The organism is Kitasatospora sp. NPDC058170 (assembly GCF_042883905.1).
Lineage (GTDB): Bacteria > Actinomycetota > Actinomycetes > Streptomycetales > Streptomycetaceae > Kitasatospora.
Genome location: NZ_JBHVUV010000001.1, coordinates 414,678 through 436,299 on the forward strand (window position 1 = coordinate 414,678; position 21,622 = coordinate 436,299).

General features: G+C 74.3%; 16 protein-coding genes. 3 read left to right on the forward strand and 13 right to left on the reverse strand.

Features of this window, described 5'->3' with window-relative positions; translation table 11 throughout:
- Positions 1-78: 78 nt before the first annotated feature.
- From lipA to ACFVVX_RS01920, 5 genes are all read right to left on the reverse strand, one after another.
- Entirely contained in the window at positions 79-1,032 is a 954-nt protein-coding gene (lipA, locus tag ACFVVX_RS01900; protein ID WP_387940282.1) for a lipoyl synthase, read from the reverse strand.
- 130 nt (positions 1,033-1,162) lie between these two features.
- The gene (lipB, locus tag ACFVVX_RS01905) at positions 1,163-1,933 is read right to left on the reverse strand and encodes a lipoyl(octanoyl) transferase LipB (RefSeq protein WP_387940643.1); all 771 of its coding nucleotides are present in this window, start codon (positions 1,931-1,933) and stop codon (positions 1,163-1,165) included.
- Positions 1,934-2,129: 196 nt separating this feature from the next.
- The gene (locus ACFVVX_RS01910) at positions 2,130-4,139 is read right to left on the reverse strand and encodes a helix-turn-helix domain-containing protein (RefSeq protein ID WP_387940284.1); all 2,010 of its coding nucleotides are present in this window, start codon (positions 4,137-4,139) and stop codon (positions 2,130-2,132) included.
- Between the two features lie 123 nt (positions 4,140-4,262).
- Positions 4,263-5,672 carry an MFS transporter gene (locus tag ACFVVX_RS01915; protein WP_387940286.1) on the reverse strand — a complete coding sequence of 470 codons (1,410 nt, stop codon included), beginning with the start codon at positions 5,670-5,672 and terminating at the stop codon, positions 4,263-4,265.
- Between the two features lie 99 nt (positions 5,673-5,771).
- Positions 5,772-6,533 carry a 3-hydroxybutyrate dehydrogenase gene (locus ACFVVX_RS01920; protein WP_387940288.1) on the reverse strand — a complete coding sequence of 254 codons (762 nt, stop codon included), beginning with the start codon at positions 6,531-6,533 and terminating at the stop codon, positions 5,772-5,774.
- Between the two features lie 309 nt (positions 6,534-6,842).
- Here ACFVVX_RS01920 and ACFVVX_RS01925 point away from each other — a divergent pair, with 309 nt between their 5' ends.
- Positions 6,843-8,684, forward strand: a complete 1,842-nt coding sequence (locus ACFVVX_RS01925; RefSeq protein ID WP_387940290.1) for a regulator — start codon at positions 6,843-6,845, stop codon at positions 8,682-8,684.
- A 12-nt stretch (positions 8,685-8,696) separates the two neighbouring features.
- On the opposite strand, the gene ACFVVX_RS01930 is transcribed toward ACFVVX_RS01925, so the two are convergent.
- The 3 genes from ACFVVX_RS01930 to ACFVVX_RS01940 all read right to left on the reverse strand — a co-directional run bounded on the left by ACFVVX_RS01930 (position 8,697) and on the right by ACFVVX_RS01940 (position 12,642).
- Complete coding sequence (locus ACFVVX_RS01930) at positions 8,697-9,929, reverse strand: cation:proton antiporter (protein WP_387940291.1); 1,233 nt, start codon at positions 9,927-9,929, stop codon at positions 8,697-8,699.
- Between the two features lie 150 nt (positions 9,930-10,079).
- A complete protein-coding gene (locus ACFVVX_RS01935; protein WP_387940292.1) occupies positions 10,080-11,411 on the reverse strand; it encodes an FAD-dependent oxidoreductase in 1,332 nt (443 codons plus the stop codon).
- Between the two features lie 325 nt (positions 11,412-11,736).
- The gene (locus ACFVVX_RS01940) at positions 11,737-12,642 is read right to left on the reverse strand and encodes a TIGR01777 family oxidoreductase (protein WP_387940294.1); all 906 of its coding nucleotides are present in this window, start codon (positions 12,640-12,642) and stop codon (positions 11,737-11,739) included.
- 219 nt (positions 12,643-12,861) lie between these two features.
- Between ACFVVX_RS01940 and ACFVVX_RS01945 the strand changes: the two genes are divergently transcribed.
- Both ACFVVX_RS01945 and ACFVVX_RS01950 read left to right on the forward strand, forming a co-directional pair.
- Positions 12,862-13,368: a GNAT family N-acetyltransferase gene (locus tag ACFVVX_RS01945; RefSeq protein WP_387940296.1), complete on the forward strand. Its 507-nt coding sequence runs from the start codon at positions 12,862-12,864 to the stop codon at positions 13,366-13,368.
- A 123-nt stretch (positions 13,369-13,491) separates the two neighbouring features.
- The gene (locus ACFVVX_RS01950) at positions 13,492-14,532 is read left to right on the forward strand and encodes a DUF2510 domain-containing protein (protein WP_387940298.1); all 1,041 of its coding nucleotides are present in this window, start codon (positions 13,492-13,494) and stop codon (positions 14,530-14,532) included.
- 53 nt (positions 14,533-14,585) lie between these two features.
- Here the strand turns inward: ACFVVX_RS01950 and ACFVVX_RS01955 are convergent, their stop codons facing one another.
- From ACFVVX_RS01955 to ACFVVX_RS01975, 5 genes are all read right to left on the reverse strand, one after another.
- Positions 14,586-15,101, reverse strand: a complete 516-nt coding sequence (locus ACFVVX_RS01955) for a DUF4240 domain-containing protein (protein WP_387940300.1) — start codon at positions 15,099-15,101, stop codon at positions 14,586-14,588.
- A 194-nt stretch (positions 15,102-15,295) separates the two neighbouring features.
- Positions 15,296-17,086 (reverse strand): 2-oxoglutarate dehydrogenase, E2 component, dihydrolipoamide succinyltransferase, encoded by a 1,791-nt coding sequence (sucB, locus tag ACFVVX_RS01960; RefSeq protein WP_387940302.1) that lies wholly within the window; start codon positions 17,084-17,086, stop codon positions 15,296-15,298.
- Positions 17,087-17,143: 57 nt separating this feature from the next.
- The gene (lpdA, locus tag ACFVVX_RS01965; RefSeq protein WP_387940304.1) at positions 17,144-18,532 is read right to left on the reverse strand and encodes a dihydrolipoyl dehydrogenase; all 1,389 of its coding nucleotides are present in this window, start codon (positions 18,530-18,532) and stop codon (positions 17,144-17,146) included.
- Between the two features lie 399 nt (positions 18,533-18,931).
- Positions 18,932-20,434 carry a leucyl aminopeptidase gene (locus tag ACFVVX_RS01970; protein ID WP_387940306.1) on the reverse strand — a complete coding sequence of 501 codons (1,503 nt, stop codon included), beginning with the start codon at positions 20,432-20,434 and terminating at the stop codon, positions 18,932-18,934.
- 310 nt (positions 20,435-20,744) lie between these two features.
- Positions 20,745-21,551 (reverse strand): adenosylcobinamide-GDP ribazoletransferase, encoded by an 807-nt coding sequence (locus tag ACFVVX_RS01975; RefSeq protein WP_387940308.1) that lies wholly within the window; start codon positions 21,549-21,551, stop codon positions 20,745-20,747.
- Between the last annotated feature and the right edge of the window lie 71 nt (positions 21,552-21,622).

A 21,622-nucleotide genomic window follows, 5' to 3' on the forward strand; every position in this document is an offset into this window, starting at 1 on the left:
TGTCAGTCAAAGCCCGGTGAACCGGAAGGGGCGGAGCCGCGGCTCCGCCCCTCTGGTGGCTCAAGAATTCCGGTCCGCTCAGGCCGACGCCTTCGCCCGGTGCTCCAGGGCCTGCCGGTACAGCCGGCCGGCGCGGTACGAGGAGCGCACCAGCGGGCCCGACATGACCCCGGCGAAGCCGAGCTCCTCGGCCTCCTGCTGCAGCTCGACGAACTCGTGCGGCTTGACCCAGCGCTCCACGGGGTGGTGGCGCAGCGAGGGCCGCAGGTACTGGGTGATGGTGATCAGCTCGCAGCCCGCGCCGACCAGGTCGGCCAGCGCCTGGCTGACCTCCTCGCGGGTCTCGCCCATGCCCAGGATCAGGTTGGACTTGGTGACCAGCCCGGCCGCGCGGGCCTGGGTGATGACGTCCAGCGAGCGCTCGTAGCGGAACGCCGGGCGGATCCGCTTGAAGATCCGCGGCACCGTCTCGACGTTGTGCGCCAGCACCTCGGGGCGGGACGAGAAGACCTCGGCCAGCTGCTCCGGCACCGCGTTGAAGTCGGGGATCAGCAGCTCGACGCCCGTCCGGCCGGCCTCGCGGGCGGCCGTCAGCGCGTGCACCTGGCGCACCGTCTCGGCGTACAGCCAGGCGCCGCCGTCCTCCAGGTCGTCGCGGGCGACGCCGGTGATGGTGGCGTAGTTGAGGTCCATGGTCACGATGGACTCGGCGACGCGGCGCGGCTCGTCCCGGTCGAAGTCGGCGGGCTTGCCGGTGTCGATCTGGCAGAAGTCGCAGCGGCGGGTGCACTGGTCACCGCCGATGAGGAAGGTCGCCTCGCGGTCCTCCCAGCACTCGAAGATGTTGGGGCAGCCGGCCTCCTGGCAGACCGTGTGCAGCCCCTCCTTCTTCACCAGCGAGTGCAGGGCGTTGTACTCGGGCCCCATCTTCGCGCGGGTCTTGATCCACTCGGGCTTCCGCTCGATGGGGGTCTCGCTGTTGCGGACCTCCAGGCGGAGCAGCTTCCTGCCGTCGGGTGCGACAGCGGACACGTGCGACTCCTAGAACTAGACGGGGTACCCCCAGGGTACGCCTGTGCTTGTACGGCCTTCGCCGGGCCTGTGGCCCGCAATCGCAGGGCAACAGAGCTACCGGCCGGTAGATTCCCCGAGGGGAGGACGCTCAGCGGCTGAGCGCGGGCTCCGGCAGTTCGGCGAACACCGCCGCCAGGTGCTTCTCGACCACGGGCAGCGCCTCGCCGACCGGGAAGTCGCGCCCCAGCTCCGAGGAGACCGAGCCCACCCCCGCGTCGCGGATGCCGCAGGGCACGATCCGGTCGAACCAGGTCATGTCCGGGTCGCAGTTCAGCGCGAAGCCGTGCATGGTGACGCCGCGCGAGACCCGCACGCCGATCGCGGCCAGCTTGCGGTCGTCGCCGCGCTGGCCGGCGTTGGACGGAGCGTACTCCGGACCGGCCAGCCGCGGGTCGATGCCCAGCGGCAGCCCCATCCGCAGCGTGAGGCTGCCCAGGTCCACCACCTGCGCCGGGTCCACCACCGCGTCCGGGAGGTCCTCACCCAGCACCCAGACCCCGCTGCGGCCCTCGACGCGGGTGGTCCGCACGCCGAACTCGCCGCAGGCGCGGATCAGCGCCTCCTCCAGCCGGCGCACGTACGCGACGACGTCCATCGGCTCCGGCAGCTTCACGATCGGGTAGCCGACCAGCTGGCCCGGGCCGTGCCAGGTGATCTCGCCGCCCCGGTTGACCTCGACCACCGGCGTGCCGTCCAGCGGCAGGTCGGCCGGGTTGGTGCGCTTGCCCATCGTGTAGACCGGCTGGTGCTCCAGCAGCAGCACGGTGTCGGGGATCTCGTCCGCGACCCGCAGCGCGTGCAGCCGCTGCTGCTCCTCCCAGGCCTCCGGGTAGGGGATCGCCCCCTCGCCTATGCCCATCCGCACGAAACGCACGTTCCCGCTCACGCGTCCCCCTCGCTGCGCTCGGTGGTCGCTTCGCGAAACGCGCACCTTCCGAGGGCCCGCCCCCGACCCGCGACCGGGGGGACCTCGATGCTCCGCTCGTTCACCGCTGCTCCTTGCCAGGCGTTCGAGACCAACCTCGCCACTGTACGCCTGGGCCGGATCCGACCGTTCAGGTGCCCGCGAGCAGCTGGAGGCGCAGCGCCAGCTGCAGTTCCAGCGAGCGCTCGGGGTGGTTCCAGTCCCGCCCGAGCAGCACCTCCACCCGGTCCAGGCGCTGCACCACGGTGTTCACATGGACGTGCAGCTCGTCCTTGGCGCGGGTCAGGCTGCCGCCGCAGTCGAAGTAGGCGCGCAGGGTGCGGACCAGCTCGGTGCCGCGCCGGGCGTCGTAGTCCAGCAGCGGGCCGAGCGCGGCGCCGACGAAGCCGTCCACGTCGTGGCCGTCCCCGAGCAGTACCCCGAGGAAGCCCAGCGACCCGGCCGAGGCGCCCTCCCCGGACCGCCCGAGCACCCGTAGCGCCCGGGCGCAGCGCAGGCCCTCGGCGTACGAGGCGGCCAGCGCGACGGGGCCGGCGGCCGGTCGGCCCGCGCCCACGGTGACCGGGAAGCCGGCCAGCCGGGCGAGCCGTTCGGCGGCCAGCTCGGCCACCTGCTGGGCGCCCGCCGAGGCGCTTCCCGCCGCCGTAGCGCCCGATGCCGCGCTGCCCGATGCCGTGCCGACCGATGCCGTGCCGACCGATGCCGTGCCGCCCGCCGCGCCGTCGTCCGGGAGCAGCAGCACGACCGCCTCGCCGTGCTCGGCGCTGATGCCCCGGGAGCCGAACAGGTACCGCCCGGCGGCGCCCGCCAGCCGGCCGCGGTCGGTGGCCGCGGTGCCGGGGGCGCCGGCGGGCTCGGCGACCAGCACCAGGTGCGGGCGGCCGAGGTCCACGCCGAGCCGGCGGCCGCGCGCGGTCAGGCCGGCCGGGTCCCGGTCGGGGGCGGTGAGCAGGTCGGCGAGCAGCTCACCGCGTACCCGGTTCTCGGTCTCGGCGACCGAGCGGCGCAGCAGCAGGAGCAGCGCCGTCACCACGCTCGCCCGCTCGAACAGCCGCCGGTCGGCGTCGTCCAGTCCGGGCCGGCCGCGCAGGACCAGGGTGCCGAGCGGCTCCTGGCCGGCCAGAACCGCGCACACCCAGGCGTCGCCGTTGCGGACCGAGCGGCCCTCGGTCCGGGAGGCGGCGACCGCCTCGGCCAGCCCCGCGGCGGGTGCGGCCCGCCCGGCCAGCGGCTCGCCCTCGGTGTCCAGAACGGCTATCTCCCCGCCCAGCAGCGCCGCCACGGCGGCGGCCACGTCCGGTACCTCCGCGCCGCGCAGCACCAGGTCGGTGAGCCGGTCGTGGCCCTGCTCGGCGCGCTGGACGGCGGCGGAGTGGGCGCGGATGAGCTCGTTGGCGCCGTTCAGCTCGGTCAGCGCGGCCCGGGTGTCGGCCAGCGACTTGGCGGTGTCCAGGGCGATCGCCGCGTGCGCGGCCAGCGAGCAGAGCAGCGCGACCTCGTCGGGGGAGAAGGCGCGCGGCGAGCGGTCGGCGGCGAACAGCACGCCGATCACCCGCCCGCCGAGCAGCAGCGGCACCCCGATGATCGCGACCAGGCCCTCGTCGAGCACCCCCGCGTCGATCGTGCCGGTGTGGTGGAAGCGCTCGTCGGCGCGGTAGTCGGGGGTGGCGTACGGGCGGGCGGTCTGGGCGACCAGACCGCCGAGGCCGTCGCCGAGGCTGAGCCGCAGGGTCTGGAAGAGGACGGAGACCGAGCCGTCGGTGACCCTCATGTAGGTGTCGCCGGCGGCCTCGTCCGGGAGGGTGAGGTAGGCGGTGTCGGTGCCGAGCAGCAGCCGCGCCCGGCGGACGATCGCCTGCAGCACGGTGTCCAGGTCCCGGGAGGCGGCGAGGTCCCCGGCGGTGTCGAAGAGGGCCGTCAGCTCGGCCTCGCGGCGCCGGTGCTGACGCAGGGTCCGGTGCACCCGCAACGCCTGCCAGGTGGCGTCGTCGATCTCGCTCAGCACGGCGGCCGGCGCCCCCTGGCGGCGGGCGTCGGCCAGCACGTCGGCGAAGTCCTCGGTGGCGGCACCCGAGGCGAGCAGGTCGAGCAGCCGCCGCAGCGCCGGCGCGGAGCTGGTGTGCGGGTGGGGGTCGTTCACGGTACGGCCGCCAATCGGCAGTGGGTCTCTGGCCCCAGGGACGGAAGCGCGATCGTAGCTGTTCAGGCGGGGTGAACGCCGATGGCCGGCGCCCGTGCGGTATGGGCGCCGGCCATCGGTCCGTCAGGCCGTCGAGGGCTTGGTCAGGGAGACGTCCTCCGCCGGTGCCCGGGCCCCGGTCGCCGCGGCCTGCGCCCCGGACTCCTCCTCGTCCTCGGCGAGGTCGCTGCCCCGGGTCTCCCGGGCGCAGAGCACCGCCAGCACGGTGATGACCGCCGCGATCGCCACGTACACCGCGATCGGGGTCGAGCTGCCGTAGTCCTTCAGCAGCGCCGTCGCGATCAGCGGCGCCGGGGCGCCCGCCGCCACCGAGGCGAACTGGGCCCCGATCGAGGCACCCGAGTACCGCATCCGGGTCGCGAACAGCTCGGAGAAGAACGCCGCCTGGGGCGCGTACATCGCGCTGTGGAAGACCAGCCCGACGGTCACCGCGAGCAGCAGCGAGCCGAAGGAGCGGGTGTCCACCAGTCCGAAGAAGACGAAGGCCCAGGCGCCGACGCCCACCGCGCCCACCAGGTACACCGGTTTGCGCCCGACCCGGTCGGAGAGCGCCCCGAACACCGGGATCAGCGCGAACTGGATCGCCGAGGCGATCAGGACGGCGTTCAGCGCGGTCTGCTTCGGCAGGTGCACCTGGGTCACGGCGTACGCCAGGACAAAGGTGGTCATCACGTAGTACGAGATGTTCTCCGCCATCCGCGCGCCCATCGCCACCAGCACCTCCCGCCAGTGGTGCTTCAGGACGGCCACCAGCGGCGGCTGTTCGGCCTCCTGCCGGGTGGCCTTGCGCGCCTCGGAGCGCGCCAGCGCCTCCTTGAACAGCGGCGACTCGTCCACCGCCAGCCGGATCCACAGACCGACCGCCACCAGCACCGCCGAGAGCAGGAACGGCACCCGCCAGCCCCAGTCGAGGAAGGTGGCGTCCGACTGCACGGTGGTCAGCAGCGACAGCACGCCCGCCGCCAGCAGGTTGCCGGCCGGGGCGCCGCCCTGCGGCCAGGAGGCCCAGAACCCGCGCCGCCGCCGGTCGCCGTGCTCGGAGACGAGCAGCACCGCGCCGCCCCACTCGCCGCCGAGCGCGAAGCCCTGCACCAGCCGCAGGGCCGTCAGCAGCACCGGGGCCGCGGCGCCGATCTGGTGGTACGTCGGCAGCAGGCCGATCAGCGTGGTCGAGCCGCCCATCAGCAGCAGGCTCACCACCAGCAGCTTCTTGCGGCCGATCCGGTCGCCGAAGTGCCCGAAGACCAGCGCGCCGAGCGGCCGGGCGGCGAAGCCGATCGCGTAGGTGAGGAACGACAGCAGCGTGCCGGTCAGCGGGTCGCTGTTCGGGAAGAACAGCTTGCCGAAGACCAGCGCGGCGGCCGTTCCGTACAGGAAGTAGTCGTACCACTCGATGGTGGTGCCGATCAGACTGGCACCGACCACCTTCCAGAGCGGGGAGTCCGCTCTCGCGGCGGCGGGGGAACTGGCCATGGCGGGGTCACCTCGGGGTGGGAAGGGACGAGGGGGGAAGCGCGAGGGGGGAAGCACGGGGGACGAAGCAAGGGAGGAGGCGCGGGGGCGGGCTCGCGGTCAGTGCGCGGTCCAGCCGCCGTCCACGGGCAGGCTGGCGCCGGTGATGTAGGAGGCGTGCGGGGAGCAGAGCCAGAGGGCCAGCTGCGCCACCTCGTCGGGCTCGATCAGCCGCTTGACGGCGGTGCGGTCGAGCATGATCTGCTCCACCACCTCGTCCTCGCGGATGCCGTGCGCCAGCGCCTGGTCGGCGATCTGCCGCTCCACGAGCGGGGTCCGCACATAGCCGGGGTTGATGCAGTTGCTGGTCACGCCGTACGGCGCGCCCTCCAGCGCGACCGTCTTGCTCAGCCCCTCCAGCGCGTGCTTCGCGATCACGTAGGCCGACTTGAAGGGGCTGGCCCGCAACCCGTGGACGGAGGAGATGTTGACCACCCGTCCCCAGTCCTGCCCGTACATGTGCGGCAGGGTGCGGCGCAGGATGCGGAACGGGGCCTCGACCATCACCCGCTGGATCAGCGTGAAGCGGTCGAGCGGGAACTCGTGCACCGGCGCGACGTGCTGGAGGCCGGCGTTGTTGACCACGATGTCGGCGTCGTCCGGCAGGGCCTCCACCGCATCCGGGTCGGCGAGGTCCGCGACGTGGGCGACGCCGCCGATCCGGGCGGCGAGCTCCTGGGCCGGGCCGGCCGCCAGGTCGACGACGTAGACCCGGGCGCCGGCCTCGGCGAGGGCCACGGCGCAGGCCCGGCCGATGCCCGAGGCGGCCCCGGTGACCAGGGCCGTACGACCGTCGAGCGGGCGGGCTGAAGTGGTGTCCATGGCCGAGAACGGTAGGAATCCGCGGGCCGGACTCCTATGTGGTGGGGCACCACAGCATCGCGCCGGGGCATGTCGACCACCACCACGAGGGTCGAACGGCCGGTCGGCAGGTAACAGCCAAACCCATCCTGTCCTGGCTTCCCCACAATGGGCGCGCTTGCTTCACCCGTTCGGAGGATTGCTCGGTCAGAACCACCCATAGCGCCCGAATGCTCGCTACATTCACGCCGATTCCCGACAGGGGGCGCCGCCACAGGCAGCCGAAGTACTGGTGGAGCCGGTGCGGCGTCCGAGAGGTGTTGACTGACTATGCCCCAACGGCCTGCAACCGACAGTCCGGCGTACGGACCGCTCGACCCGCTCGACCAGCACCCGGGTCCGGTCGGTCGGGCCCTTCCGGACGCCCCCGACGCCCCGACCGCCGACGAACCGCGGCTGCCCGCGCAGGCCACCCAGGGCGGGTCCGCCGCCCCAGCCACCGCCCCGGCCGCCGCGCCCGCGGCCGGTCAGGCCGGCCCGGCCCCGCAGAACGGCCAGCTGGCCGCCCTGATCGAGGAGGCCGGCTTCTCGCACGCCGGCCTGGCCCGCCGGGTCGACCAGCTCGGCCTGGAGCACGGCCTGGACCTGCGGTACGACAAGACCTCCGTGACCCGCTGGCTGCGCGGCCAGCAGCCGCGCGGCGCCACCCCGGCACTGATCGCCGAGGTCTTCACCCGCCGCCTCGGCCGCCGCCTCACCGCCCAGGACCTCGGCCTGGACGCCTGCGCCCCGGTCTACGCGGGCCTGGAGTTCGCCGAGACCCCGCAGGAGGCGGTGGACATCGTGGCGAGCATGTGGCGCAAGGACAACGGGCCGCAGTCCGAGCTGCGCCGGATCGCCTTCACCCCGGCCGGACTGGTCGTGCCCAGCCGGGACTGGCTGATCGGCCGCACCGACGAGCGGGTCGCCCGGGACGGCTCCACCCTGGCCCGCCCCGACCCCGCCGGCGGTGCGCCTGCTGCCGGTGCGCCCGCTGGTGGTGGGCCCGGCGGCGGTGGGTCCGGCGGCGGACCGGCCGCGCCCGGAGCGCCCGCCGCGCCCCCGGCGCGCGGCTCCGCGCCCGGCACACCGTCCGCCCGTACGGCCACCGGGACGGGAACGGCCGCCTCCACGGCACTGGGCCGGGTGCCGACCCAGAGCCGCCGTCCGCCGGTGGCCGTCGAACCGCCGTACTCCGACCCGGCCCGCGAGCAGCGCCCGGCCCTGCGGGTCGGGCGGGGCGACATCGCCGCCATCCGCGCCGTGGGGGACCTGTTCCGTGCGCTGGACCACGCGTACGGCGGCGGCCACGCCCGGCAGGCGCTGGTCCGCTACCTGGAGAGCGAGGCCGAGCCGATGCTGCGCGGCCGCTACGGCGAGCAGATCGGCCGGGCGCTGTTCGGCGCGGTCGCCGACCTCACCAGGCTGGCCGGCTGGACGTCCTTCGACATCGCGGCGCACGGCCTGGCCCAGCGCTACTTCGTCCAGGCGCTGCGGCTCTCCCAGGCGGCGGGGGACCGCGCGCTCGGCGGGTACATCCTGGTGACGATGAGCCAGCAGGCGGTGCACCTCGGCCACGGCCGGGAGGCGGTCCAGCTGGCGCGGGTCGCCCAGCAGGGCGTCGGCACCGCCGTCCCGCCCGCCGTCCAGTCGCTGCTGCACGCCGCCGAGGCCCGCGGCCACGGCCTGCTGGGGGACGTCCGGGCCTGCACCACCGCGCTGGTCCGCTCCGAGCGGGCCCTGGGCACCGGTCGTCCGGGTGACGAACTACCCTCCTGGGCACGCTACTTCGACGAGGCGCAGCTGGCCGACGAGTTCGCCCACTGCTACCGGGACCTCCAGCAGTGGCGGACCTCCGCCCAGCACGCCGAGAAGTCGCTGCGGCTGCGCTCGCCCGCCTACGCCCGCAGCCGGATCTTCTGCCGCCTGGTCCTGGCCACCGCCCGGCTCGGCATGGGGGATCTGGACGAGGCGTGCACCATGGCCACCGACGCGCTGCGGGCGGCGGGGGAGATGCGCTCGGCCCGCTCCCTGGAGTACGTACGGGACTTCCACCGCCGGCTGACCCCCTACCGGGGCAGCCCGGTGGCCCGCGCCTTCGAGGAGACGGCCCGCCAGGCGGGGGTGATCTGACGGCCGGTACGGCTACCAGCTCTCGGCGTTCACCCTCGGCCGGTCGCCGTCCGCGGCGGCCGGCGGGCGGACGGTGCCGCGCAGCCGCTGCGCCAGCAGCGGGAACAGCAGCACCGAGAGCAGGCCCGCGCCGACCAGCGCGGCCGCGGTGGAGGACGGCAGGTGCCCGGCGTCCACCTCGATCGTGGTGATCACCACGACCAGCGGCAGCGCGGTGGCGCCGTACAGGCCGAGCGCGGCGCGGTCGTGCCGACCCAGCCCGTCCGGGGCGAGCAGGGCGGCCGGCAGCCCGCGCACGACCAGCAGCAGGACCAGGAACACCGGTACGAGCAGCAGCGTGCCGGGCTGGTCCAGCAGCGCCGCCAGGTCGAAGTTCATCCCGCTGACCACGAAGAACACCGGGACGAGGAAGCCGAAGCCGATGCCCTCCAGCTTGGCCTCGATCACCTCCTCCTCGGCCTCCGGGACGTCGGCCAGCAGCAGGTGGGAGACGATGCCGGCGGTGAAGGCGCCGAGCAGCATGTCCAGGTCGAGCCAGAGCGCGGCGGCCACCATCACGGCCAGCACCAGGATCACCGTGCGGATCGCGAACTGGCCGGAGGTGCGCAGGGTGCGGCGGATCAGCCGGGTCATCCAGTGCGGCCGGGGCCGTCGGGCGTAGGCCACGGCGGTCGTCGTGATCACGGCGAAGGCGCCCAGGATGACGGCGGTCCGCAGCGGGGTGTTGCCGCTGAGCAGCACCGCGACCGCGATGATCGGCCCGAACTCGCCGACCGCGCCGGTGGCCATCACCAGCAAGCCGAAGGGAGTGGGCAGTTCACCGGCGTCGCGGAGGATCGGCAGGATGGTGCCGAGCGCGGTGGTGGTCAGCGCGAGCCCGGCGAAGGCGCCGTTCAGCGGATCCGGGTTGACCGTCGCGCCGACGCCGAGCGCCGCCGCCAGGGCCACCAGCCACGCGGCGCCCGCCCGTTTGAGCGGGCCGCCGCGCAGCTTGGCGAAGTCGATCTCGTATCCGGCCAGGAACATCAGCATGGCCAGGCCGAAGTCGGAGAGCGCGCCGACCAGGTCGTCGACGTGTGTCCAGCCCAGGACGTCGGGGCCGATCAGCACGCCGAGCACGATCTCGAACACCACCGTGGGGACGGCGACCCACCGCAGCAGCCGGTCGGCGAGGAGCGGTGCGGCCACGGCGGCGGCCGGGATCAGGATCAGGGCGAGCGGCTCGACCTGGAAGTCGGCGCTCACCGTACGGCCGGCCCTGGCACGACGGGGGAAACCGTCCGAACAGCGGTCATATCGGCATACTGGCACGCTGCCCATGGCCGTCCCGGCACCCCGGACGCCGCGTGTTACCCCGCCGCGCCCGGCCCGCCGCCCTGGCCGGCCCGCCGCGCGTCAGGCCGCCGCCTCCGCCTCCCGGGCGGTGGCCGGCAGCCCGAGGTCGCGCAGCACGGCCTGGGCCACCCGCCGCCCGGAGACCAGCGCACCCTGCACACTGCTGGTGTCGCGGTGGTCCCCGCAGACGTACAGTCCGGCCAGCAGCCGCACCGGCCGGCGGTTGTTGTGCGGCGGCGGCATGACCGGTACCGCGTCCGGTACGTGCCGCACGCTCAGGAACTGCCAGCCCTTGGCGGAGGTTCCGTACAGCTCGGTCAGCCGCCCGCGCACCGCCCCTTCGAGCGCGGCCGGCCCGCCCGCGTCGAAGGAGCGCCGACCGAGCACGGTGGTCGCGATCAGCGCCTGCCCGGCCGGGGCGTACGAGGGGTGCAGCTCGCTGAGCACCAGCGAGTGCGAGACCAGCGGCGGATTGCCGTGCGGCCGGTCGCCGTCCAGCAGCAGCACCGGTTCGCCGATCGGGGAGCGGTCGGCCGCGTGGTAGAAGGTCGTGACGGGGTGGAAGTCGGGCAGCCGCAGCCCGGGCAGCAGGTCGGCGGCCGACCGCGCGTCGGTGGCGACCACCACGGCCTGCGCCCCGATCCGTCCGTGCCCGGTGGTCTCCACCCCGTCGGCGGCGATCGAGGTGACCCGCACCCCGGTGCGCACGGTGCCGGCGGGCAGGGCGGCGGCCAGCTGGGCCGGCACGGCCGCGATGCCCCCGGCGGGCAGACAGAGCCGTCCGCGCGCGTAGGAGCGCAGCACCAGGTCGGCGACCCGGCTGCTGGTGCCCAGGGCCGGGTCGCTGAGCAGGGCGGTGAGCAGCGGCCGCAGGAAGCCGTCCACGGTGCGCGGGGCGAGTCCGCGGTCGGTGAGCGCGCGGGCCGCGGTGGTCTCCGGCCGGGCCTGCAGCCGGCTGACCGGGGTGGCGGCCAGCCGGCTGAGCCAGCTGCCCAGCCTGGCCTTGTCCAGCGGGTTGCCCAGCGGGGCGCGGGCGGCGGCCTGCCGGGCGGCGGTCAGCTGGGGGTCCCCGGTCCGGTGTCGTCGGCCGCCGCTGTGCACCAGCACGCCGGGGGCGAGCGGACGCAGCTCCAGGCGGTCCAGGTCGAGCCTGCGGCGCAGCTCGGGGTAGGCGGTGTTCAGCAGGTGGCTGCCGTGGTCGAGCCGGAACCCGTCCAGCTCGCGGGTGGCCGTTCGGCCGCCGATCCGGTCCGTCGCCTCCAGGACCTGGACGACCAGGCCGTGGCCGGTGAGCGCGCGGGCGGCGGCCAGGCCCGCGAGTCCTGCGCCCACCACGATGACGTCCGGGTCGGACTGTCGGCGGGTGCGGCGAGTGAAGTCGTACGTGGGCACTGGCGTGCTCCCTCCCTGGTCCCGGAGCTTCGGCCGACGCAGGCAGCGGGGTGCCGGGACACGGTCCGACGATGTGATGCCCAGTCAGTAGGAACGTCAGACAGGACCATCGGCCCGTATCCGGGCGGGGGAGGGGTTCGGCAGCGCCGAGTGGGGGCGCGGTCACGGACTGTGCGCCCGGGGGCCGGGTTCGGGGGTCGACGGGCGCGCACGGTCACCGGGGGCGTGCAGCGCGCCCGCCATGTGCTCCCGTGCGCCCCCTCCCGGAGCCCCGCCCGACCCCGTCGGGCATATGCCCTTGGCCAGGGCGAATGTCGTACGGGGACTACAGCGCGGCGCGCACGACCGCGTCGACGTCCGGGTGCTCGAAGCGGAAGCCGGCCGCCAGCAGTCGCCGGGGTACCACCCGGTGGCTGCCGACGACCTCGACCGCCAGCTCGCCCAGCACCGCCTTCAGCACCGCCTCCGGTACCGGGAACGGCGTCGGGCGCTTCAGCGCCCGGCCCAGGGCCGCCGTCAGATCGGCGTTGGTCGCCGGCTCCGGCGCGGTCAGGTTGAACCCGCCGGAGAGGTCCTCCCGGTCGAGCAGGAAGCGCAGCGCGGCGACCTGGTCGGCCAGCGAGATCAGGCTCCAGTACTGCCGGCCGTCCCCGAGCCGCCCGCCGAGCCCGAGCCGGAACAGCGGGAACAGCCGCCCGCCGGCCCCGCCCGCGGTGGAGAGCACCATCCCGGTGCGCGGGTGGACCACCCGGATCCCGGCCCGCTCGGCCGGTCGGGCGGCGGCCTCCCACTCGACGCAGACCTCGGCCAGGAAGTCGTCCCCGGCGGGGGAGTCCTCGTCGACCACCCGGTCGCCGGTCTGCCCGTAAAGGCCGACGGCGGAGGCGCTGAGCAGCACCCGGGGCGGCTGCGGCAGCCCGGCCAGCGCGACGGCCAGCGTCTCGGTGCCGAGCACCCGGCTCTCCCGGATCTCCCGCTTGTAGGCGTCCGTCCAGCGGCGGTCCCCGACGCCGGCGCCGGCCAGGTGCACCACCGCCTCGACCCCCGCCAGCCCCTCCCGGTCGACCTGCCCGAGATGAGGGTTCCAGCCGATCGCCGTGGAGCCGTCGGCCTGCGGCCCGGTCCGGGAGCGGTGCCGGACCAGCCGCACCACCTCGTGGCCGTCGACGAGCAGCGAGCGGACGAGGGCCGAGCCGATCAATCCCGTGGAACCTGTGATCGCGATGCGCATGCGGCCATCCTCGCAGCTGGAATTCCGGATGCGCCGGGGGCGCGGCTGACTAGTGCCGCGTCAGGCAACCTTCGCCCCGTCACGACGCCCGGCACGCACTCTCGCCGCACCGGCCGAAAGCCCAAGTACGTCCAGTACGAGGACTTCCGGCCGGCACGCCGATAGCACGCACCGGACGCCGCTCCTTGACGGGCAAAAGTTGCCTGACGCGGCACTAGCATGACGCGCATGCACGACGACGATCTGATCATCCGACCCGCACAGTTCGAGGACGAGAAGGAGCTTGCCGAGCTCAACCGCGCCGCCTGGTCCTGGCTGAGCGATGTCGCCCCGCGGCCGGCCGAGGACGCCCGCGTGTTCGACGAGCGCCACCCGCCGGAGCAGTTCCTGCTGGCCCTGCTCGGCGGCCGGATCGTCGGCTACGTCCGGGTGGTGCCGCCCACCCCGCTGGCCAGCAACCGGCACGTGCGCCAGATCCAGGGCCTGGCCGTCGACTCCGCCGCGCGCGGCCGGGGCGTCGGCCGCGCGCTGGTCGGGGCCGCCTGCGCGGCGGCCGAGGCCGAGGGCGCCCGGCGGATCACCCTGCGGGTGCTCGGGCACAACGCACCGGCCCGTCGGCTCTACGAGAGCTGCGGCTTCACCGTCGAGGGCTCGCTCTCCGAGGAGTTCCTGCTCGACGGCCGGTACGTGGACGACATCTGGATGGCCCGGCCGCTGACCGGCTGAACCCGCCCGCCGCACCGCCCGCCGCGATCTACTGACGAGTCGTCAGATCGGTTGCACGGGTGGTGCAGAGTCGTAACACATCCACCCTGTCTGGACCGCCGCCGGGCCGGGTACGGTACGGCAGTGAGCAACTCGACGCCTCCCGGGTGGTACCCGGTACCGGGTGCGGACGGCACGGCCGGCCACGAGCGCTGGTGGGACGGCAACGCCTGGACGAGCGATGTGCGCCCCGTCCAGGCGGGTGGCGCCCAGCTCGCCGACGCCCCGACCCAGGCCTGGCAGCCGCCGCAGCAGCCGGCCCCCGTCCAGCCGCCCGCGTACGGCTACGGCGCCCCGCAGCAGGGCCAGCCCGGCTACGGCTATCCGGCCCAGGGCCAGCCCGGCTACGGCTACCCCCAGTCCGGCGGCTATCCGCCCCCGGCGTCCGGCCGGATGAAGCCCGGGGTGGCCGTCGGCATCGGGCTCGCGGTGCTGGCCGTGGTCGGCGTGGTGGCCGGGATCGCCCTCAACAGCGGCGGCGGGACCCCGAAGGCCGACCCGACGCCGACCGTCACGGTCACCACCACGGGCACCCCGAGTCCGAGCCCCAGCCCGACCCGCCGGACGCCCAGCCCGACACCCACGCCCACGCCCACGCCGACCGAGCGCACCGCGCCGCCACCGGCCCTCAAGGACACCGTCTCCGACAAGCAGCACAGCATCACCGTGCCGGTCTACGACGGCTGGGACGCCCAGAGCGACACCACGCACTCCACCGTCTTCCTGGGCAGCGGCCGCTACGCCTGCCCGGGCGGCGGCTCGTGCATCCGGGGCCAGTTCTCGGTCGAGAAGGACACCATCCAGGGCGCCACCGCCAAGGCCGCCGCCGAGGCCGCGATGCCGACCTACGCCGCGGCGATCTTCACCGGGATCACCTCGCACACCGACGCGGGCTCCTCCACCACCACCGTGGCGGGCGTCTCCGGCTACGCCGTCCGCTGGCACATCAAGACCTCGGACGGCACCCAGGGGTACATCCTGATGGTGGCCGTGCCGGCCAAGGGCGGCGGCTTCGTCGCCTTCGAGGGCGGCGTGGACGACGACCCGCAGGCGCCCGACGCGACGGTGCTGGACCAGATCATCAAGGGCATCAAGCAGGACAGCAGTTCCGGCTCCGGCACCTGACCGATCGGGCCGTCCGCCCCGCGGACGTCCTCGGGGCGGGCCGCGGGCGGGTCCTAGTCCCCGTAGCGCTCCCAGAGCTTGGGGAACCGTTTCGCCATGGCGTCCGGGTCGTCGAAGTCCAGCCCGGCACCGGACGGCCGTGCGGGCTGCCGCTCGCCCACGTCGGGCAGCGGCAGCCCGGTCAGCTGCTCGTGCGCCTCGTCGGCGGCGTAGCCGAGGTCCTCGGCCTCGCCGTCCTCCTCCTCGTCGAACTCCGGCAGCAGGTCGGCCAGGTCGTCCGGCTCGTACAGCCCGCCCTCGAAGACCTCCCGGCCCTGGCCGATCAGCCAGCAGCGGAAGTAGTCGAAGGTGTCCTCGGAGGCGCCGTCCAGCAGCAGGTACGCCGCACCCCACAGGTCGGTGCGGTAGGCGCGCTGGAACCGGGCCTCGAAGAGCCGGGCGAAGTCGACGACGTCGTCCGGGGTCAGCTGGACGAGCCGCTCCACCAGCCGCTCCGCCTGCTCGTCGGGGTCGCCGTCGGCGGCCTCCCGGGTCTCGTCGATGATCTGCCAGAAGTCGGTCTCGTCCATCACCGCTCCAGCATCCCTGTTCGCCCGCGCCCGCGCATGCGTAGCGGCCCCGAAACGCCCGGTCGGCCGGTGAAAACACGGAACCCGCACCACCCGGACCCGCACCACACGCAACCCGCACAACGCGGAACCCGCACAACGCGGAACCCCGCGCCGTCCGGGGACGACGCGGGGCTCCGTGGGGCGATCGGACCTTACAGGCCGAGCTCGACCTCGAACTCGCCGGCCTCGAGGATCTCCTTGACGGCCACCAGGAAGCGGGCGGCGTCGGCGCCGTCCACCAGGCGGTGGTCGTAGGAGAGCGACAGGTAGGTCATGTCGCGGATGCCGATGGCGGTGCCGCCGTCGGCCTCGATGACCACCGGGCGCTTGACGGTCGCGCCGATGCCCAGGATGGCGACCTGGTTCGGCGGCACGATGACGGTGTCGAACAGCGCACCGCGCGAGCCGGTGTTGCTGATGGTGAAGGTGGCGCCGGACAGCTCGTCCGGGGTGATCTTGTTGCCGCGCACCTTGCCGGCCAGCTCCGCGGTCTTCTTCGAGATGCCGGCGATGTTGAGGTCGCCCGCACCCTTGATGACCGGGGTCATCAGGCCCTTCTCGGAGTCCACCGCGATACCGATGTTCTCGGTGTCGAAGTAGGAGATGGTGCCCTCGGCCTCGTTGATCCGGGCGTTGATGACCGGGTGGGCCTTCAGCGCCTGGGCGGCGGCCTTGACGAAGAACGGCATCGGGGACAGCTTGACGCCCTCACGGGCGGCGAAGGCGTCCTTGGCGCGGCCGCGCAGCGACATGATCTTGGTGACGTCCACCTCGACCACGCTGGTCAGCTGGGCCTGCTCGTGCAGGGCCTTCAGCATGTTGTCGCCGATGGCCTTGCGGATGCGGGTCATCTTGACCGTCTGGCCGCGCAGCGGGGACGGCGCGGCGGCGGCCTTCGGCGCGGCGGCCGGGGCGGCGGCGACGGGCGCCGGAGCGGCCTTCGCGGCCTCGGCGGCGGCCAGGACGTCCTGCTTGCGGATGCGGCCGCCGACACCGGTGCCGGTGACGGAGGCCAGGGCGACACCCTGCTCGGCGGCGAGCTTGCGCACCAGCGGGGTGACGTAGCCGTCACCGCTGTCGGCCGCCGGAGCGGCCGGCGCGACCGGGGCGGCGACCGGCGCCGGGGCGACCGGAGCGGCCGGAGCCACCGGAGCCGGGGCGGCCACGGGGGCGGCCGGGGCGACGGGGGCCGGGGCGGCCACGGGGGCGACCGGAGCCGGAGCGGCGGCCGGGGCCGGAGCAGCCACCGGGGCGGCGGGGGCGACCGGAGCCGGAGCGGCCACCGGAGCCGGAGCGGCAACCGGGGCCGGGGCCGCGGCGACGGCACCCGCGGCGCCGATCAGCGCGAGCTGGGCGCCGACCTCGGCGGTCTCGTCCTCGCCGACCAGGATCTTCACCACGACACCGGCGACCGGCGACGGGATCTCGGTGTCGACCTTGTCGGTGGAGACCTCGAGCAGCGGCTCGTCGACCTCGACGGTCTCGCCCTCGGCCTTCAGCCAACGGGTGACGGTGCCCTCGGTGACGGACTCGCCCAGCGCGGGCAGCACGACCGCGGTGGCCTCGCCGGCCGGGGCGGCGGCCGGAGCGGCAGCCGGGGCGGCCTCGGCGACCGGGGCGGGGGCGGCGGGCGCCTCCACGACCGGGGCCGGGGCGGCCGGGGCGGCCTCGGCGACGGGCGCGGCGGCCGCGACCGGGGCGCCGGAGCCGTCGTCGATGATCGCGAGCTCGGCGCCGACCTCGACGGTCTCGTCCTCGGCGACCTTGATCGAGGCGAGGATGCCCGAGGCCGGAGCCGGGATCTCGGTGTCGACCTTGTCGGTGGACACCTCGAGCAGCGGCTCGTCGACCTCCACACGCTCACCCTCGGCCTTCAGCCAACGGGTGACGGTGCCCTCGGAAACGCTCTCGCCCAGCGCGGGCAGTGTTACTGAGACCGCCATGGTTTCAGCGACTCCTATCAAGTCTTGCGTACTGGAATGGGGGGTGTTGTGGCGTGATCAGTCGTGCGCGTGCAGCGGCTTGCCGGCCAGCGCCAGGTGCGCCTCGCCCAGGGCCTCGGACTGGGTCGGGTGAGCGTGGATGAGCTGCGCGACCTCGGCCGGCAGCGCCTCCCAGTTGTAGATCAGCTGAGCTTCGCCGACCTGCTCGCCCATGCGGGCGCCGACCATGTGGACGCCCACCACGGCGCCGTCCTTGACCTGGACGAGCTTGATCTCGCCGGCGGTCTTCAGGATCTTGCTCTTGCCGTTGCCGGCCAGGTTGTACTTGAGGGTGACGACCTTGTCCTTGCCGTACAGCTCGACGGCCTTCGCCTCGGAGATGCCGACGGAGGCGACCTCGGGGTTGGAGTAGGTCACGCGCGGGACGCCGTCGTAGTCGATCGGCACGGCCTTCAGGCCGGCCAGGCGCTCGGCGACGAGGATGCCCTCGGCGAAGCCGACGTGGGCCAGCTGCAGGGTCGGGGCGAGGTCGCCGACCGCGGAGATGGTGGGCACGTTGGTGCGCATGTACTCGTCGACGAGGACGTAGCCGCGCTCCGTCGCGACGCCGTTCTCCTCGTAGCCCAGGCCGGCCGAGACCGGGCCGCGGCCGATGGCGACGAGCAGCAGGTCGGCGTCGATCTGCTTGCCGTTCTCGGTGGAGACGCGGACACCGGTCTCGGTGTACTCCACGCCCGAGAAGCGGGCCTTCAGCTCGAACTTGATGCCGCGCTTGCGGAAGGCGCGCTCCAGCAGCTTGGAGGAGTTCTCGTCCTCCAGCGGGACCAGGTGCGGCAGCGCCTCGACGATGGTGACCTCGACGCCGAAGGACTTCCAGACCGAGGCGAACTCGACACCGATCACGCCGCCGCCGAGGATGACGGCGGACTTCGGGATGCGGTCGAGCTTGAGGGCGTGGTCGGAGGAGATCACGCGGTCGCCGTCGATGGTCAGGCCCGGCAGCGACTTCGGCACGGAGCCGGTGGCCAGGACGATGTGCCGGCCCTCGATGCGCTGGCCGTTGACATCCACCGAGGTCTGCGAGGACAGCCGGCCCTCGCCCTGGATGAAGGTGACCTTGCGGGAGGCCACCAGGCCCTGCAGGCCCTTGTACAGGCCGGCGATGACGTCGTCCTTGTACTTGTGGACGCCGTTGATGTCGATGCCCTGGAAGGTGGCCAGCACGCCGAACTCGGCGGCCTCCTTCGTCTCGTCCGCGATCTCGGCGGCGTGCAGCAGCGCCTTGGTCGGGATGCAGCCGCGGTGCAGGCAGGTGCCGCCGAGCTCACCCTTCTCGACCAGGGCGACACTCAGGCCCAGCTGAGCGGCGCGGAGCGCCGCGGCGTAACCGCCGCTTCCGCCTCCGAGAATGACTACGTCGAAAACGGTGCTGGCGTCGTTCGCCACGTCACGTCCTCCATGCAATGGGGTGGGTCGCCGGGCCGGTCGCGGTCCGGTGGGTCGGAAGCCTTTGTGGGGCGCCCAGTCGTGCCGGAAATACATCTTCGCACTTGTTCGTGGCGGCTGATGTCCGGGTCCACCCCTGGGGCGTCCCGAAGGGTGGTCACGGGGGTGGCAGTACCCCCGACTGAAGGGCATCGTCGCAGCTCACGGCGGGGTTGACAGTAAGCGGCGCGGGGGTTTCGCGGGGCGGCGGACCGGCGGGTTCCGCACTGCGGAACAAAGTTTCGCCCGCAGCGAACAGGGGTGCGTTTCCCGCCGGGCCCCTACTCACAGGTAACCGGGGGTGGGACGCCGACGGGGCCCGGCGCGCGTGCGCCGGACCCCGTCCACGGTCGTCCTCGGTCAGGCCTTGGTGCCCGCCGCGGTCCGCTCCGCGAAGCGGACCAGGGTGCGCACCGCGCTCGCGGTGCCGCCCTTGGGGGTGTAGCCGAACGGCGCGCCCTCGTGGAAGGCCGGGCCGGCGATGTCCAGGTGGGCCCAGTCGATGCCCTCGGCCACGAACTCCTTCAGGAACAGACCGGCCACCAGGCCGCCGCCCATCCGCTCGCCCATGTTCGCCAGGTCGGCGATGGTCGTCTCGGTCATGCCCTTGCGCAGCTCGGCCGGCAGCGGCATCGGCCAGGACTGCTCGCCGGCCTCGCCCGCCACGGTGTGCAGGGTCTCGCGCAGCTCGTCGTTGTTGGCCATCACGCCGAAGGTGCGGCTGCCCAGCGCCAGCAGCATCGCGCCGGTCAGGGTCGCCACGTCGACGATGACGTCCGGGTTCTCCTCGCCGGCCCGGACGATCGCGTCGGCCAGCACCAGGCGGCCCTCGGCGTCGGTGTTCAGCACCTCGACGGTCTTGCCGCCGTACATCCGCAGCACGTCACCCGGGCGGGTGGCCGAGCCGGACGGCATGTTCTCGGCCAGCGCCAGCCAGGCGGTGACGTTGACGGCCAGGCCCAGGCGCTTGGCGGCGACCACGGCGGCGAAGACGGCGGCGGCGCCGGCCATGTCGCACTTCATGGTCTCGTTGTGGCCGGCCGGCTTCAGCGAGATGCCGCCCGAGTCGTAGGTGATGCCCTTGCCGACGAACGCCAGGGTCGCCTTGGCCTTCGGGTGGGTGTACGCCACCTTCACCAGCCGCGGCGGGTTGACCGAGCCGTTGCCGACGCCCAGCAGGCCGCCGAAGCCGCCCTTGAGCAGCGCCTTCTCGTCCAGCACCTCGACCTTGAGGCCGTGCTCCTTGCCGGCGGCCTGGGCGATCGCGGCGAAGCCCTTGGGGTTCAGGTCGTTCGGGGCGGTGTTCACCAGGTCGCGGGCCCGGTTCATCTCCTCGCCGACGACCGCGGCGCGCTCGACGGCGGCCTTGGCGTCCTTGCTGCCCTTGCGGGCGGCCAGCAGGACCAGCTCGCCGACCGGCTCCTTGCCGCCGCCGTTCTTGTAGGTGCCGAAGGAGTAGGCGCCGAGCAGGGCACCCAGCGCGATCGCCTCGGTCTCCTCCGCGTCCTCGGCCGGCAGCGCCAGCGCGACCTTCTTCGAGCCGGCCAGGGTGCGGGCGGCGACACCGGCGGCGCGGCGCAGCGTCTCCAGGTCGTAACCGTCCTCGGCGGCCTCGCCGAGGCCGACCGCGAGCACGAGCGCGGCCTTCAGGCCGGCGGGGGAGGGCACCTTGACGGCCTCGCCCTCGGCGCCGGTCGCGCCCAGGGTGGTGAGGACCTCGGCCAGCTTGCCCTCGAACGCCTCGCTCACGGCCTCGGCGCCGGGCGCCAGCACGATGCCCTTGGCGCCCTTCGCCACGCCGATCACCAGGGCGTCCGCGCGCAGCGAGGCGGCGGAGGAGGTGCTCACAGACAATGCAGTCACGTAATGCGTCCTGTTCTTTCGCGGTCCACGGCCGGTCGCGGCTCGGCTGCCGCACCGGCGCAGCCCGTACGGCCGACGCGGTGGCCGCCCCGCCACCGGGCGCCGGGCCCGGGGCCCCTGGCGCGTGCGCCGCCGGTCGGGCGGTCGCACACACCAGAGGCCCCGGCTCCTCAGCGTGCGGAGGCCGGGCAGGACCTGCGACGGTGCAGGGCTGCGGTGCTCCACGCATGGTAGTCCGCATGCTGGGATCACGCGCCGCCCGGTGTCCCGCCGTTCGGTACGGCGCTCCGGGGGCGCCGCGGGCCCGTGGTCAGCCCAGCAGCGCGAGCGCCAGCAGCGAGCCGGTCGCCGCGGTCTCCGCCAGCGCCCCGAGGACGTCCCCGGTGATCCCGTCGAACCGTCGGACGCAGCGCCGCAGCAGCAGCCAGGAGCAGCCGAGGCCGACGGCAACGGCCGCCGGGAGCCGCAGGACTGACCATCCGTCGGCCAGTCCGAGGGCGGCCAGGACCAGGGCCGCGGCGGCGGAGGAGGCCAGGGCCGCGGCGAGTGGGACGGTGCTCGCCACCATCGCGCCGAGGCCGCCCGGCCGGGCGGCCGGCACCGATCGGCGGCACCCCCAGGCGAGCGCGCAGCGGGCGGCCACGGCCGAGGTCAGCACCGCGAGGGCGCCGCGTGCCGGGGAGGCGTCGAACTGTCCGGCCAGGGCGGCGATCTGGGCCAGCAGCACCAGGAGGAGGGTCAGGACGCCGAACGGTCCGATGTCGGACTGCTTCATGATGCGCAGCGCGTCCTCGGCGGGCTTGCCGCTGCCCAGGCCGTCGGCGACATCGGCGAGGCCGTCCAGGTGCAGCCCCCGGGTCAGGGTGGCCAGCGCCCCGACCGCCGCCACCGCGCCGAGCAGGCCGCCCGCGCGCCAGGCCACCGGCGCCCCCGCGCCCGCCGCCAGCGCGCCGAGGACCAGTCCGACCACCGGCGCGGCCACCATCGCCCGGGCCGCCGCCGACCGGTCCCAGCGGTCGACCCGCACCCGCAGTACGGACAGCGTCCCGAAGGCGAACCGCAGCCCGTCGCCCCACCCGGCGGGCGCCCGCGTCCCGTCGCCGCCGTGCATGCTCATCGCTCCTTCGTCGGGATCGGGTCGGCGCCCGTCCCGGCCGCCGGCCCAGGTCATGTCCGGCGGCCCGCCCC